The 14933-nt window shown below is 35.4% G+C and carries 19 protein-coding genes; 5 read left to right on the forward strand and 14 right to left on the reverse strand.

Features of this window, described 5'->3' with window-relative positions; translation table 11 throughout:
* On the forward strand, positions 1-116 hold a 116-nt coding region (locus LCM23_RS26240; protein WP_404826601.1), incomplete at its 5' end, for an IS3 family transposase.
* Positions 117-378: 262 nt separating this feature from the next.
* Here the strand turns inward: LCM23_RS26240 and sipW are convergent.
* The 5 genes from sipW to LCM23_RS18980 form a co-directional block, all read right to left on the reverse strand.
* Positions 379-927, reverse strand: coding sequence for a signal peptidase I SipW (gene sipW / locus LCM23_RS18960; protein WP_224938331.1), 549 nt, complete (start codon positions 925-927; stop codon positions 379-381).
* Positions 928-1356 carry a hypothetical protein gene (locus LCM23_RS18965; protein ID WP_224938332.1) on the reverse strand — a complete coding sequence of 143 codons (429 nt, stop codon included), beginning with the start codon at positions 1354-1356 and terminating at the stop codon, positions 928-930. It lies immediately after the preceding gene.
* A gap of 67 nt (positions 1357-1423) precedes the next feature.
* Entirely contained in the window at positions 1424-3007 is a 1584-nt protein-coding gene (locus LCM23_RS18970) for a M4 family metallopeptidase (protein ID WP_224938333.1), read from the reverse strand.
* Between the two features lie 36 nt (positions 3008-3043).
* Positions 3044-3634: a CalY family protein gene (locus tag LCM23_RS18975; RefSeq protein ID WP_224938334.1), complete on the reverse strand. Its 591-nt coding sequence runs from the start codon at positions 3632-3634 to the stop codon at positions 3044-3046.
* Positions 3635-4097: 463 nt separating this feature from the next.
* Complete coding sequence (locus tag LCM23_RS18980) at positions 4098-5057, reverse strand: MBL fold metallo-hydrolase (protein ID WP_224938335.1); 960 nt, start codon at positions 5055-5057, stop codon at positions 4098-4100.
* 187 nt (positions 5058-5244) lie between these two features.
* Here LCM23_RS18980 and LCM23_RS18985 point away from each other — a divergent pair, with 187 nt between their 5' ends.
* The gene (locus LCM23_RS18985) at positions 5245-5874 is read left to right on the forward strand and encodes a helix-turn-helix transcriptional regulator (protein WP_224938336.1); all 630 of its coding nucleotides are present in this window, start codon (positions 5245-5247) and stop codon (positions 5872-5874) included.
* A gap of 428 nt (positions 5875-6302) precedes the next feature.
* Here LCM23_RS18985 and LCM23_RS18990 read toward each other — a convergent pair whose 3' ends face one another.
* A complete protein-coding gene (locus LCM23_RS18990; protein ID WP_095373101.1) occupies positions 6303-6914 on the reverse strand; it encodes a superoxide dismutase in 612 nt (203 codons plus the stop codon).
* Between the two features lie 420 nt (positions 6915-7334).
* On the opposite strand from LCM23_RS18990, the gene LCM23_RS18995 reads away from it, so the two are divergent.
* Complete coding sequence (locus LCM23_RS18995) at positions 7335-7952, forward strand: NUDIX hydrolase (RefSeq protein ID WP_224938337.1); 618 nt, start codon at positions 7335-7337, stop codon at positions 7950-7952.
* A gap of 45 nt (positions 7953-7997) precedes the next feature.
* Here the strand turns inward: LCM23_RS18995 and trhO are convergent, their stop codons facing one another.
* From trhO to LCM23_RS19020, 5 genes are all read right to left on the reverse strand, one after another.
* Positions 7998-8960 carry an oxygen-dependent tRNA uridine(34) hydroxylase TrhO gene (gene trhO, locus LCM23_RS19000; protein WP_224938338.1) on the reverse strand — a complete coding sequence of 321 codons (963 nt, stop codon included), beginning with the start codon at positions 8958-8960 and terminating at the stop codon, positions 7998-8000.
* Between the two features lie 13 nt (positions 8961-8973).
* The gene (locus LCM23_RS19005) at positions 8974-9237 is read right to left on the reverse strand and encodes a DUF1450 domain-containing protein (RefSeq protein ID WP_224938339.1); all 264 of its coding nucleotides are present in this window, start codon (positions 9235-9237) and stop codon (positions 8974-8976) included.
* Positions 9238-9329: 92 nt separating this feature from the next.
* Complete coding sequence (locus LCM23_RS19010) at positions 9330-10385, reverse strand: undecaprenyldiphospho-muramoylpentapeptide beta-N-acetylglucosaminyltransferase (protein WP_289435173.1); 1056 nt, start codon at positions 10383-10385, stop codon at positions 9330-9332.
* Between the two features lie 47 nt (positions 10386-10432).
* On the reverse strand, positions 10433-10801 hold the full coding sequence (locus tag LCM23_RS19015) for a DUF4363 family protein (RefSeq protein WP_095373097.1): 369 nt from the start codon (positions 10799-10801) through the stop codon (positions 10433-10435).
* Positions 10802-11530 (reverse strand): DUF421 domain-containing protein, encoded by a 729-nt coding sequence (locus LCM23_RS19020; protein ID WP_095373096.1) that lies wholly within the window; start codon positions 11528-11530, stop codon positions 10802-10804.
* A gap of 467 nt (positions 11531-11997) precedes the next feature.
* Between LCM23_RS19020 and LCM23_RS26245 the strand changes: the two genes are divergently transcribed.
* Positions 11998-12093 (forward strand): type II toxin-antitoxin system prevent-host-death family antitoxin, encoded by a 96-nt coding sequence (locus tag LCM23_RS26245; RefSeq protein WP_224938499.1) that lies wholly within the window; start codon positions 11998-12000, stop codon positions 12091-12093.
* 71 nt (positions 12094-12164) lie between these two features.
* Here LCM23_RS26245 and LCM23_RS25970 read toward each other — a convergent pair whose 3' ends face one another.
* A complete protein-coding gene (locus tag LCM23_RS25970) occupies positions 12165-12296 on the reverse strand; it encodes a hypothetical protein (RefSeq protein ID WP_263624346.1) in 132 nt (43 codons plus the stop codon).
* A 354-nt stretch (positions 12297-12650) separates the two neighbouring features.
* Positions 12651-13406 (reverse strand): exodeoxyribonuclease III, encoded by a 756-nt coding sequence (locus LCM23_RS19030; protein WP_224938341.1) that lies wholly within the window; start codon positions 13404-13406, stop codon positions 12651-12653.
* A 117-nt stretch (positions 13407-13523) separates the two neighbouring features.
* Between LCM23_RS19030 and LCM23_RS19035 the strand changes: the two genes are divergently transcribed.
* Entirely contained in the window at positions 13524-13964 is a 441-nt protein-coding gene (locus tag LCM23_RS19035; protein ID WP_224938342.1) for an OsmC family protein, read from the forward strand.
* 54 nt (positions 13965-14018) lie between these two features.
* Here the strand turns inward: LCM23_RS19035 and LCM23_RS19040 are convergent, their stop codons facing one another.
* Complete coding sequence (locus LCM23_RS19040; RefSeq protein WP_224938343.1) at positions 14019-14888, reverse strand: LysR family transcriptional regulator; 870 nt, start codon at positions 14886-14888, stop codon at positions 14019-14021.
* Positions 14889-14933: the final 45 nt, after the last annotated feature.

Consider the following 14933-nt stretch of genomic DNA (forward strand, 5'->3'; position numbering starts at 1 on the left):
AAGAAGAGCTAGAGCAAGCTCTTGAGGATTACATTTACCATTACAATTACAAACGAAGACAAAAGAAACTAAAGAAACGCGCGCCGATTGAATATCGACACGCGCTCACTGCTTAGCTTTCTATGTTGTCTACTTGACAGGGGCAAGACCATAAAGCACGGCTTTTATTCTTCATTTTTCTCCTGAAGCTTTTAGCTGTGAATGACGGCATTATCGTTAAATCAGTTGAATTTGTACACCCCCGATTAATGTGGGGTACCCCTTCATTTATATTACCTCCGCACGAATCTTTACTTTAAAATAAACTCAAGGGCTAGTAACAATCGATGAGAAATATAAAAAAGAAACCTCCTAAGTAGTTGTTCTCGTGAGGTTTCCTTATTGTTGATTTTGAATGGACTTTAAACCCGTTATAATTAAGAATAAAGCATATATAAGTAAGAAAACACCTGGAACAATTAATAATAACGCGCTTCCCTCCCTAGACTGTGCGAATTGTGTAAAATAGCCTGCGTAAGGAATAGTAAAGCCGGTATACTTAGCTGTTACATTGTCGGAAAGTACGAGATCTTTATCAATTGTATTATTATTATCTCCTTTTGTTTCATACATCGTGTGCACGCCACTATGGATAACATTATGAATACGATGGGTAACAGGCATGCCTTCTTCACTTTGAAAAGTGATAATATCTTGCTTTTGTAAAGATTGCTTTTCATCCTGCTCTAGTGGTTTTACGGCAATAACTGCACCTGTTTGAAACGTGGGTTCCATAGAACCAGATAACACAGACTTTAATTGGTACCCTAAAATTGTTGGTTCCCCGCCTGATGCTTTAGCAGCAACAACAACAACCGCTAACACGATAACTATAACCATTAAGAAAACCGTCAAAGCCGTACTAAACCAATTAAGTACCTTTCTCATTTATTCAACTTCCTCTTCTTCAAGTGTTTGTTCAATTTCGTCATCAGAAGATGGATTTTCGTTACTAACTTCCTCTTCTTCCAGTTCTTCTTGGTTATGTTCAACATCGACGTTTTTTTCTTCTTCTTCAGTACTTTCGTTTTGCTCCTCCTGCTGTTGCTTATCTTCTTTTGCCATCTTTTCATCCTCTTGCTTTTCTATCTCTTGGTCATTTTCCTCTTCATGCTCATTTTCTGTCTCTCGTTTTTTTTCACTATCGCTTACTTCTTCATTAGATGACCAGACTTTACTCTCTACATTTACATCAACGGAGGTTGAATATGTATAACTTGCTTTTGTTTGCCCTATTAAAACTGAATGGAAAGTCAAAATGAGAGAATAGATAGACAGAACAGAGAGTAATAAAATGATTTTTCCATTGCGCTTCATGTTATATCCCCTTTTCTTTCAAGGGCTGGGGAACGATGATCATTTCCCCAGCATATTTATGTTTTAATTATTGAACGCCAACAGCGTTATAAGCTTGTTCAACTGCCGTAACTGCCGCTGAATCCTCACCATAGAGATCTTCTGCAGCATCGATGGCAGCTTGTCTCATCATGGTAAATGTTGAATTTGGTGTTAAATAAACCGATAAGGCCCGATAATAAATTTGTTCCGTTTTTTCTCGGCCAACACCAGTTACTTCCACTCCGTAATGCTCTCCCCCTTCAGAGACAAGGTAAGCAGCTTTATTATTAATACTACTATTAATATGGACACCACCATTATCAAGAGAGCCTGTATACCTTCTATCCCAATGATCTGGATAAGGTTGTTGTGTTCTATTCTCAATTAAACTAGCTGGGTCTTCCATAGAGCGTAATCCAATCGCCCCATTCGCCATAATATCTTCACCGATAATCCAATCATCTCGATCGACCATTGCTCCGAAAATATCAGCAAATGATTCATTCAACGCACCTGATTCATTGCGGTAAATTAACCCTGCTGTATGTTGAATGACACCGTGAGACATTTCATGTGCAGCCACATCAAGACCACCAGCTAGCGGATGAAATCTAATACCATCACCATCTCCATAAGACATATATACACCATTCCAAGAAGCATTGTTCCAATTATCCCCAACATGTACACGGGAGAGTAATCTTTGCCCTTGATCATCTACAGAGTTGCGATCAAAGGTTTTTTGGTAGTAGTCGTATGTCTTTTGAGAATTGGCATGAGCATCAACTGCTGCACCATCGGTAAATAACTTACTTCTACTAACAATATCTTCATTAATATTATTATCATAATCGTATGTAATGACCCCATCACCTCTTGTTTGGTCATACATCTTAAACAAACCATCAATGTAAGATGCCTTAAACATTTGTTTATCTCCGAATACACCATAACCAAATGCCGTTATTTCATTTGCTGCATTAAAGGAATCAATAATCTGCCCAGTCTCTATATTTACAAAGTAATGCCAATACCCTACTTCCGGAGAGGTGGTGGAAGCTTTCACAAGATAAACAGGATAATAGTTATCATTAAACTTGTAAATGTATTTTTCTGCTGTTATTTCACTATCATAATGGTTTACTTCGCCAATTGATGCTTCTATTCCTGCTGTTGCAATGGAAATAGCCTTTTTTTCACTTATTTGGTCGGTTGTAGCTTTTAGGTCAATATCGATGTCTGAAACGACTTCACCATAAAAAGTAACTTTATCAGTATCTTTTCTAATATTAAAAGTTTGTTCTGCTCCATATATAGGAATACCTTTATATAATTGTTGCAAACGATAGTGATGAAAGTTTTCATTTTTAATAAATTCATAATCTTTTATTGTGAAATTTTCGCTCATTTGTTTATTAGATAAATTGAATTGCTTACTTTTAGAAAGTAGATAGCTTTCAAGTATTTGTTTAGGCTCAACAGTCTCACTTACCTTCATATGCTCAGTAAGCTGAGATGATTCGCTATACAGTTTGGTTTGTGATTCATTTGCATAAACTTGCCCTTGAATAGGACTCGCTAGCATCCCTAAAATGAATGCTGTTGATAATACTTTCGTTTTTATCGACATGCAAAAACGCCTCCCCATTGCTTATTTTCATTTACTCTACTTCTCCTCACCAGCTGTTTGTGAAGCATTAAATACCCATTCTAGATCTAACTGATCCCCTTGGAATTGGTTTTGATCTTCACCGTTTTCAACAAATTCGAATTGTACCCATATCTCATTTGTTTCTCCTGGAGCTAGGCCACTATTCTGTTTCCATAAAGGATCCCATAGGTCTCTTTGAACAATATCAGGGTCCATATTCTTTAATTCATACAAAGTTGTCTCGAAAATAGGTTCTGACTCTTTCTCCCAATTCCACAAAAAGTTTACACGAATATGTTTGCCGAAATCTTCTGTATTATCAGATAATTCATCCGATACTTGGTAATTTGTGAGCAGGTGAACGGATTCAATTGGCAACGAACCACTATTACTTAAAACAAGCTCTCTCGTGACTGTGTCACCCGGTTTGATGTTCTCAACTTGAAACACAACCTCAGGATTAATTGATAAGTCTAGTGTGCCAGCAGCAAATACATGATTCGTCGTTACTTCATCGGAAAAATAGGCAAATGTTCCTCCTCCAACCAGAGCCAATCCAAGTGCTGCTGACATCATCCCAGATGCAAGCTTTCTTTTCACTCCCATAGTAAATCTGCTCCTTTCAACCCTTTATTTAGACTTTTCTTCATTTGCTTAGACTTATAAGAAAAGCTTACGTCAAACATAAAGGAATCAATGGTTGGAATTAAGTTTCCTATGCCCTATTTAAATATAGTCATATTCCTTCATTTTTCACATTTTTAGTAAAAATGAGGTATTTATTACCATTATTTTTGGCGGAAAAAGTGATTTTTCAAGCTTACTATTAGCAACCCAACCATATGCAAAGCTTGTTATCCCCTTTGCCCGTCTCCTACCTATTGTATTTAGGTATTTGTCTAATCCAACACCAGAAATTGAGATTAACTATGCAGTTACGATATTAATCTATCATTGACAGAGAGAGTTGTATATGGAGTTATTTAATATTAAGAGAACAGAGCTAAAGGGGGATTGGACCTCATCAAATGTTCCATATGAGAAAATCCATTTCCCCTATAAAAACTTTCTACTTAATGTGCTTAACGGTTTTATACCGCCAAACTCCATTTTCCATTCCCTTCTCTACTTTGTTCTTTTCTTCCAAATAATCTAAGTGACCAATTACCTCTGACATAACAAGGCTGAACTGCGTATAATATTTGTCCGGGTAAAAATACCGGGCAATTTCACTCGCTGTTTTTTCTGCTTCAGAAACATAGGATAGGAATTTTTCAGCTTTTCTTTCTATCCCTTTCAACCTTTTATGTATAAGTAGATGTGGATTCGTTATTTGTTCACCATGCCCACTATAACAATAGTCAATATCATAGTTTAAACATTTTTGCAGTGACTCCACATACTCAAGGACCGTCTTTCTTCTTTCACCATTCATATAAGGTTCAATTAAAGCATTACTTGATATATGGGCGATAAGGTGGTCTCCACCTAACATCACATTGTTTCTTTCATCTATTAAAGCGATATGATCAGGAGCATGTCCTGGTGTTTCAATTACTTTTCTATTAATAATATAATCATTTTCACTTAACGTTCTATAATCAGCATGCAATCCCTCGTTTTGTTTTTCTATGACGATATTCTTGAGCTGCTGTACTCTTTTTTCACCTTCCTTGCCACAACCCATTTCACGATATAATATTTCATAAAAGGAAATTCTTTTTTCAAAAAATGACTTTTCCCTCTTTAACCGAGGAATCGCTTCAGCATGAACATAAACGGGGATGTTGTGTTTTTCCATAATTCTAGTAATCAAGCCTGTATGATCCTCGTGTGAATGAGTAAGGATGATTTCATTGATATCTTCCAACAGAAATTGATGGCGCTGTAATAGTTGAAGAAATTGCTGCCAACATGCTTCATGATTAATTCCAGCATCTATTAAAGTTAATCCTTTACTACCTTCTACAAGAAAAAAATTAAAAGAACGCAAATCACTTTTTGTCGGTATGGTTATTGGATAAATCATTTTATTCCCCCTACTAAACTATTTATCTCAAATGTTTGAATGAGCACTCAATCGTAATGTCTTATTTCTCTAAAAATTCCGCTGGCAATGATTATCTCTTAAGTTTTTTTATACAATATAGTATAATAAGTATGATTGTCAAACCGGCCATTGCCACGCGAATATTGACTATACTTGAGGTGATAGAATGGAATTTCATGCTGAATCAACAAAAGATAAAGTGTTATTTTTATTAAAAAAAGAGTCTTCCATGTCTGTCAACGACCTTAAGGAGCGCCTGAATATTAGCCATATGGCGGTGAGAAAACATTTAACCGGATTAGAGAATAGCGGTTTAATCGCGTCCAAAGAAACGAAACAAGCCTTAGGTAGACCGACTCAGTTCTACTATTTAACGAGTAAAGGCGAACATTATTTTCCAAAAAATTATGAAGGTCTATCACTTGAATTTCTCTTTGATATTGAAGAATTATATGGCAGTGAAGCGATTGAAAACTTATTTATTAAACGAGAAAAGCGACTAGTGGAAGAGTACGAACATAGATTACAAGAACAAGCCCCTGATATGAAAATGCAAACATTATTAAACATACAAAATGAAAAAGGCTATATGGCAAACTTGTTGAAAACAGGAACAGACGAATATGAGCTTACAGAATTTAATTGTCCCATTCTTTCCATTGCCCAATCGTATAAAACAGCTTGTCATTGTGAAACCCAATTGTTCAAGCAAGCATTAAACACAAATCAAGTGCATCGTGTAAGATGCAAAACAGAAGGCCATGATCATTGCCAATTTAAAATTAAATTTAATTGATTCAACTATTACTTGCTAGAGTAATAGTTTTTCTTTTATATTCACCCAGTTTCGATTTCTAGGCTTTACTTTTAACTTAGTTTCTTTTATGTATTTATCTTTTATTGTGATACATCCCTATAAGAACAACAGTGTACATTTATCACTTTTTAAGGCCTTCAATATCCCTATATTTTGCAATTATTTGTATATTCCCTTCACTTACATTTACACAATATGGAATAAATTTTCTGTTTGTCCACTCCTCTTATCTGTTTTCATAGGTGTTTTATGCATATTTTTTATTTGCTATTCTTTTTCTATATTCCTCAGGTGTTTGGTGTTTTTGGTATTTACTTTTACATCAGTAAATTCTTAACTATTTCTTCCCTCTCATTTTGCATATAAAAAAGACCCAAAATCAAATTTTGGGTCCCTGATCAACATCCTTATTTTGATGCTGCGAATAATTTGTTTACTTCATCCCAATTCACAACATTGAAGAATGCTTGAACATAATCTGGGCGTTTGTTTTGATATTTTAAGTAGTAAGCATGCTCCCAAACATCAAGACCAAGGATTGGTGTTTTACCTTCCATTACTGGGCTATCTTGGTTTGGTGTGCTTGTAATAGATAATTGACCATTTTCAGATACTAACCATGCCCAACCAGAACCGAAGCGTCCAGCTGCAGCTTTAGCGAATTGGTCTTTGAATGCATCATAGCTACCAAAAGCTTCTTCAATTGCACCAGCAACGTCACCAGTTGGTGCACCGCCACCGTTTGGAGAAAGAAGTGTCCAGAACAAGCTGTGGTTTGCATGTCCGCCACCGTTATTACGTACAGCTGTACGAATATCTTCAGGAACAGCGTCTAAGTTAGCAATTAGTTCTTCAATAGATTTGCTAGCTAACTCGTCATGTCCTTCTAATGCAGCATTTAAGTTGTTTACATATGTTGCATGGTGACGATCATGGTGGATTTCCATTGTTTGCGCATCGATATGTGGTTCAAGCGCATCATTTGCATAAGGTAATGCTGGTAATTCGTGTTTAGCCATTTTGAATTCCTCCTAATATGTAAAATCTATTTACACTCTATATTTTAGAATACCTTATCTACTTTTTCAACTAATAAGTATAAAAAGTAGCTAGAAAATAAAACTTCCTATTTCTACCTCCTTTTGTTAAAATTGGTATAAAATGAGTATGAGGATGATTTTATGAAAGCAGTCCTCCTTTGATATCGATGGTACGTTAGCCAAAACATTAAATTTTTAACGCTGCGTTAAACAAGATGTTTAACAATTTAATGAGCATACACTTTCTCATCATGAATGCCTATCAATGTTAGGACCATCAGAAACAGGGATTTCTGAAAACATCTAAAGCTTACCAAACGACGGAGTTTCGATCACAAGCAAATATTGAATTGGATGATTAACTAACATGGTGTAAAGGTTATCAAAGGGGATGAGATAATGAGCGACCAGTGGTTAACATGGGCGAGGAAAATCCAAGCGATTGCACAATCTGGCTTAGCCTTTTCGAAAGATATCTATGATATTGAAAGGTATGAGCAGTTAAAAGAACTGAGTGCTGAGATCATAGGTGAGTACTCAGGACAATCAACAGACGAAATTGTGGCCGTATTAAGTAATGAATCAGGCTATCAAACACCGAAAATTGACGTTCGAGGCGTTGTTTTCAGGAAAAACAAAATATTGCTAGTGAAAGAAAATGTTGATAACAAATGGTCCTTACCAGGTGGTTTTTGTGATGTTGGCTTATCTGCAAGTGAGAATGTTATAAAAGAAATTCAAGAAGAATCAGGTTTTATTTGTGTTGCGAAGAAGCTCATTGCCTTGTTGGATATGAATAAGCACCCGCATCCCAAACAAATCTTCCATTATTATAAAATATTTATTTTATGTGAGATTACGGGCGGACAAGCTACCTGCGGAATAGAAACCGAAGCGATTGATTTTTTTCCTGAAAACAACTTACCTCCACTATCCCTTAATCGAAATACGGAAGAACAAATCAAAATGGCATTTGGCTACCTTAAAGATCCTCATAAATTCCCCATCATCGATTAATCAAAGAAAAAAGCCCATTCCCATTTTTGGTTATGAGCCTTTTTCTTATGCGTCAATTGTTATCTTCTGTAATCGCTCTTGCCACTCTTCATCTGTTAAACCCTTTTCTTTCACGTATAAATTATCAGGATGTGTGCGGCACTCATCCGAACAGCTCCGTAAATATTTATGTTCGTTTTCTTCTGTCGTCATAAAACGTTTATCACATTCAGGATTAGCACAATTGACATAACGTTCACAAGATTCACCAGTGAAATAGTCTTTTCCGACAATGGTATGTTCTTTCTGATTAATTGGCACACTGATTCTTTCATCAAATACATAACATTGACCGTCCCATAGTTCTCCTTGAACTTCTGGGTCCTTACCATATGTGACAATGCCACCATGTAGCTGATTCACATCTTCAAAACCTTCTCTTACTAACCAACCAGAGAATTTTTCACAACGTATGCCACCTGTACAATATGTTAAAATCTTCTTCCCAGAAAGTTGGTCTTTATGTTCACGTATCCAATCAGGTAAATCACGAAATGCTTCAACATCCGGTCTAATCGCCCCTCTAAAGTGGCCGATATCATATTCATAATCATTTCTTGCATCAATAACAACAGTATCCTCTGCTTGCATTGCTTCAAAGAATGCTTTTGGCTCTAAATATTTGCCTGTGATCTCATTAGGATTGAGATCATCCTCAAGTTTTAATGTCACTATTTCTTTACGAGGTCTGACATGCATTTTCTTGAATGCATGTCCATTCGTTTCATCAATTTTAAAGACCATATCACTGAAGCGGTTGTCGTTTTTCATCATATCTATATACGCATTTGTTTGTTCCACTGTGCCTGAAACCGTACCGTTTATACCTTCTTTGGCAACAAGGATTCTTCCTTTTAATCCGAGCTCACGACATGCTTTTAAATGATGTTTACTAAAGGCTTCAGGGTGTTCGATTGTTACATATTTATAATAGAGTAAGACGCGGTATTGATTATTTTCTTCTGTCATTTCTTCCACCTGCTTATTTCTGTTCTTTCATTTGCGATAATAGTTCATTGGGTGTTTCACATTGTATAAATTCGCCATTAACTATTGCATATGGACTTTTCTTGCATTGCTTACAATGTGATTGGCATTCATATTGTTTGTAAGATACCTCTTTACTAGAAAGAAAAGGGCCAAAAAGTGCAAAGTCTTCATCAGTATAAAAACGATCGAGGTTCTTTTCACAAAATTCTATCGTAACTTGTTCTTTTTTTGAAAAAATTTTATTAAATAATCCCATTTACAACATCCTTTTTTAGATGTCTATTTCCTATTTATCCGTAGAATACTATACCATGCTTTGACAAACATTTTCAAATAGATTTGCAACAATTACCTTTCCCTAATCTCATTCACTATAACTTTTAAACCGTTCGTCAAAGGAGATTTGCTCATACTAGCAATCATTTCTGCTCTATCCAATTCCATTTGTCTTAACGTTTGTAATAAGGAACCAATTGCTTCTTCCTCGATTACTTTAGCGAATCCTTTTTGTGCAAAAGACTCAGCATTTAACAATTGATCACCTCTACTTTGTTTTTTAGATAGGGGAATGATTAGCATGGGCATATTTAGTGCTAAGAATTCAAATAACGCATTGGATCCACCCCTTGTGATTACACAATGAGTAGCGGCAAGGATATGTGGTAATTCCTCATGAATATATTCAAATTGTTTATAACCTGCTTTCCCTAGTAAACTTTCATCAACTTGACCTTTTCCACAAATATGCACAACTTGATAGTTACCTAATAGATTCGGTAACTCCTTGCGAACTTGTTCGTTTATCTTTTTGGCACCTAAACTACCACCCATAACAGTAATAATTGGCTTTACACTAGAAAAATGAAGCAACTTTAGGGCCGTGTTTTTATCGCCGTTAAATATTTCTGGCCGTATTGGTGAGCCAATGGCAAACACTTTTTCTCGCGGAAAATAAGCTTTCGCTTCTTCAAACGAAGTAAACACTTTTTCAGCAAACCGTTGGGCAATTTTATTTGCTAACCCGGGTGTTAAATCACTCTCATGGATAAATGCTGGTATCTTTAGCATTTTAGCAGCAATTATTACGGGGACTGATACAAATCCACCCTTTGAAAAAAGCAAATCAGGCTTTATCTGTTTTAAGATTCTCCTTGCGTCAATTACACCTTTCATGACGCGAAAGATATCCCTTACATTCTCTAAGTCTATATATCTTCTTAATTTCCCACTGGAAATTGAAAAATAAGGGACCTCGGTCTTTGCGATTAACTCCTTTTCAATGCCTGTTTTCGAACCTATGTAAAAAAAATCGACTTCTTTCTGTAATTCTGTAATAAGGGCGAGATTAGGGGTAACATGCCCCGCTGATCCCCCTCCTGTTAAAACTACTTTTTTCTTAGCCAACATCAATCATTCTCCTCATTCTCTTATTTAAAGGTCTTACTGTTATTTTATTTTCCTAACCCCTCCCATGCAAATTTGATTTCTTCTATTTCAGCCTGAGCTCCTCCCTCATCATGAACATCAATAAAGCCAATTGCTCGGTTTAAACTTGTGCCTATTTGATTCAGTTCATTTTTCTCTACAGAAAACTGCACTCGCATCTGAACAGTTAAAAACCCTTCTTTGGCTCTATTGATTTGTTTTTTTGCACTTTTCCAATCGCCTTCGTGAATTGATTGTTCAACTAAAGAAAGCGTCCCTATTACATCATCGCCATCAACAAGTGGTTGTTTAAGAAAATCTCCAGACTTCATTGTAAAAATAAAAATAGCCAATATAAGTAATGGAATCAATTTATAAAGAATAAACTCTTTCATTTACTTCAATCCTTTAAAATCTGTTATATCTACGGGTTTTTTCATTTTATCATGATAAGCGTCAATAAAGAGCATCCCGTTGCTATCAATAATCGCTAGAAAGATATCACTAATTTTTGTATATCCACGATTTTTTAATTCTTTCATCAGCCATTCCTCAGATTTTTGCAATTGCTGCAAATTATTGCGGACAAGCACACCATCATAAATTAATTCCGTCCCTATTCCTTTATATGTAGACTTTAACTGTAAATCTCTTGGGGTAACTGGTAAATAATCCGCTTTTTTTAACACGGATATTTGCCCATCTTTTTCTACAATTGCATAATCTACCTCTTTTAAATCAAATATCCCTTTTTCTCTTAGTTGTTCTTGGAGATCAGAGATACGGTAACGCAGTTTCTTCATAACTTCATCCATAATTTCCCCATCCATAATAACGATGACAGGCTCCCCATCGAAATAGATTGATGCTTGTCGCCACTTCATTGTTACTTTTTGCAGACATAATACAAGAACCGTCCATGTAAACAGCCCCACCCAATATGGCCAAGCATCTGTCGCGATGTCTGCTGAAAGATTTGCGGCCATAGAACCAATCGAGATACCTAAAATGTAATCAAAGAATGTGATTTGACTCACTGTTTGTTTACCTAAAAATCGTGTAAATATAAGTAATGTACCAAAAGCAATAATCGACCTTACAATAACGACTGATGTCTCATTCATTGACTTCACTCCTACAATCATTGCCTTTAGTATGAGCAGAACTAGAAAAAGTATTTAGAAAAACACGTTGAAATTGGGGGTAGTATTTAAATTTTTTGCATATGGCATTAAAAAAAACAATGGTTCCAAATTTAAAAGATACAACAGAAAAATAAACGAGAAGGATTCTCGCAACATTTTCACAGCTATCTTAGAAGGGGTCCGACAGTTAGTTCGAACTAGTCCTGTTTGCTTGGTTATCATTGTTATCATGAAGGTTCGCTGGGCAAATACACAGAAAAACACTCGCTTTAATTATTGAGTGTTTTATTTTTTGTAATAACATAATTATTTAATCATCATTCACATTATTATGTACAAATTGTATAAAACTTGTTAATGGTATGGAAGTGTTACAGTGAATAAAATTATACCTCTAACTGAACTTAAAAACACTAAAGCTATTAGTGATATGGTTATAGAGAAACCTGCGAAAACCCGTTTTTGTAACCAAACAAGGAAAAGAATTTTTAGTGTTATTGAGTCATGAAGAATACGAGAAATTAGTAAAAAAAAATTTATGATAAAAAAAAGGAAGATACGGGTTAAGTCCGTATCTCCAAAGTTGGGGATTTCAGTTGTGGCTGAACTCTTTTTATTTGTTCTTTTTCAGTTTTTCAATTCTTGCAGTTACTTTTTGGTATTCTTCTACTGTTTTACAATCTTTTAATTGTTCCACAATTAAAGATAATACTACATCAAATTGGTGATCCGTCATACCCTGCATTACCTTTCCCCCCCACTTAACAAAAATATCTTATCTACTATATATAAAAACAATATATATAAATAATTGAAATGTCAAAAACAATTATTCTACCAGTTCTAAATAATCATATGCTTTTTCAGCATACAATTGAGACTCTCAATCGCTTGTTCAACCTTCCTAATCAGATACAACTTTTTCCAACATTACCATTTTAATTTGATTTCTTCCAGTCTCAACGTGTTTTGATAATATTTTATATCTCCCACATAAATTTGATTCCAATCAATTATACAAAAAACTTGTGGACATGGTTTAGTTCTTATACTTTGTCTACCAGCTGAAATGAAGTCTAAAACCTCACTTTATTTTTCCTTATATATCTAATTCTAAGAAAATCGGACAATGGTCACTACCCATTGTTTGACAGTGTGCACCGGCATCTTTGATTTGTACTTTTAATTTTTCCGACACGATAAAATAATCAATTCGCCAGCCAATATTACGCTCTCTCACTTTGGCCATGTACGACCACCATGTATAGACATCCGTCTTTTCTGGATAAAGGTATCTGAAAGAATCGACAAACCCTGATTCAAGGAGACTTGTCATTTTCCCACGTTCTTCATCAGTAAATCCTGAATTTCCAATATTGGACTTTGCATTCTTCAAATCAATTGTTTGGTGTGCAACATTTAAGTCCCCTGTATAAATCACAGGTTTTTCCGCTTCTAACGAAAGCAAATATGTTTTTAAATCATCTTCCCATTGTAAACGATAGTCTAATCGGGAAAGATCTCTTTTTGAATTCGGTGTATATACATTTACAAGGTAAAACGTTTCAAATTCTAACGTAATAATTCTACCTTCTTCTTGTTCTTCGTTTTCCCCTACGCCATATTTTACTGATAGAGGTTTTTCTTTAGTAAAAATAGCGGTTCCTGAATAGCCCTTCTTAACAGCATAATTCCAATATTGATGATAGCCATTTAAATCTAATTCTATTTGACCCGCTTGAAGCTTTGATTCTTGTATACAAAACACATCCGCATCCACTTCTGCAAAAAAGTCGAGAAAGCCTTTTTTCACACAAGCACGCAAACCATTTACATTCCATGACACAAATTTCATGTTGCTAAACTCCCCTTTTTCTCTATCTGTCCCTTCTTATTCTATAGGAAGTTTGTCTTTGATAAAAGCCTTGTGATTTGCTATAGTTTTTACGTATAGTTTGAAGGAGGAATACTAATGGCCGATCATCAATTTCATTTAAAAGCACACTTTCCAGGATTACGAAATAGCGTCGGAACAATCGAAAGTGGACAACTGAGTACAAAAGTATCTATTCCACCTGAAATGAACGGACCAGGAGTAGGGACTAACCCAGATGAAATGCTTCTAGGTGCTGCTGCCACTTGTTATATCATTACCTTAGCTGCCATGATGGAAAGAAGTAAAGTAGAGAAAAATGATTTATCAATGGAATCAACTGCAATTGTTAACGAAACGAATGGCGTCTTAACTTATAAGAAAATCATTCATAAACCAACCATCGTACTTACTAACCATGATAATGAACGTGACAGAGATCTTGCTCTGAAATTGGCTAAAAAAGCAGAAGCATCCTGCATGATTTCGCGCGCCATACAAGGCAATGTAGATATTGAACTAGAAGTAACCATTAAATAAAAGTATCGTTTTCAATCCACGTCTCTTACAAGTTTTCACTAGAGGCGTGAGGATTTAATAAAACGACGCCAACCACCTCTCCGTGATCTCTACAAATCTTTTGGCTGCTGGTGACAGGTTAAACTTCATCGCTAATCCTAATATGCGATAGCTTTCTTCCTTTAATGGCATTACCACACAATTTTTAGGAATGGTTTCTAATAATAATTCTGGTAATATGCTTACACCAAAATTATGAGCAACCATTGACTTAATTGAATCTTCCGCCATTAATTCAAAGCGAATATTTGGTTGGATCTCCGCTTTAGCAAATAAATCTTTTACTTCATGGTACCCCCCATATGTCGGCATGATAAAAGGAATATCCTTTAACTCTTGTACGCTTATCTCACTTCTTGTTGAAAAAGGATGATCTGTTGACACAATACAACGCAAACGGTCCTTTTTTAACGGAATAACATCAAAATGACTGGAGCTATCGACATTAATAAAGCCACAGTCTAATTTTCCATTAAGAATCCAACGGTCAATCGCTTCATAATCTCCTTCAATTAATTCAATACGGATATAAGGATAACTTTGCTCCATTGATTTAATGATTTCGGGTAACCAAGTAGATGAAACACTCGTAAATGTACCTACTTTTACTGTTCCTTTCATCAAACCCGTTATTTTTGCTGCCTCTTGTTGTACTTGTTCGTCATAGTGTAACACCTTACGAATACTTACAAGCATGCTTCTTCCTTCATTCGTCAATGTTAGCCCACCTCTTGAACGATGAAAAAGCGTGAAACCTAATTCTTTTTCTAAATTAGCCATCGCATGACTGACTGCAGATTGTGTCATCCCTAGTACTTCTGCTGCTTTCGTAAAACTTTGAAGCTCAGAAACCTTGCTATAAATCTCATATTTAACTAAACTCATCTCGCTACTCCTTTTCATGAAATTATTTCATATAAACAATGAAAA

It is taken from the genome of Cytobacillus kochii, assembly GCF_020171845.1.
In the GTDB taxonomy this organism is placed as follows: Bacteria; Bacillota; Bacilli; order Bacillales; family Cytobacillaceae; genus Cytobacillus; species Cytobacillus kochii.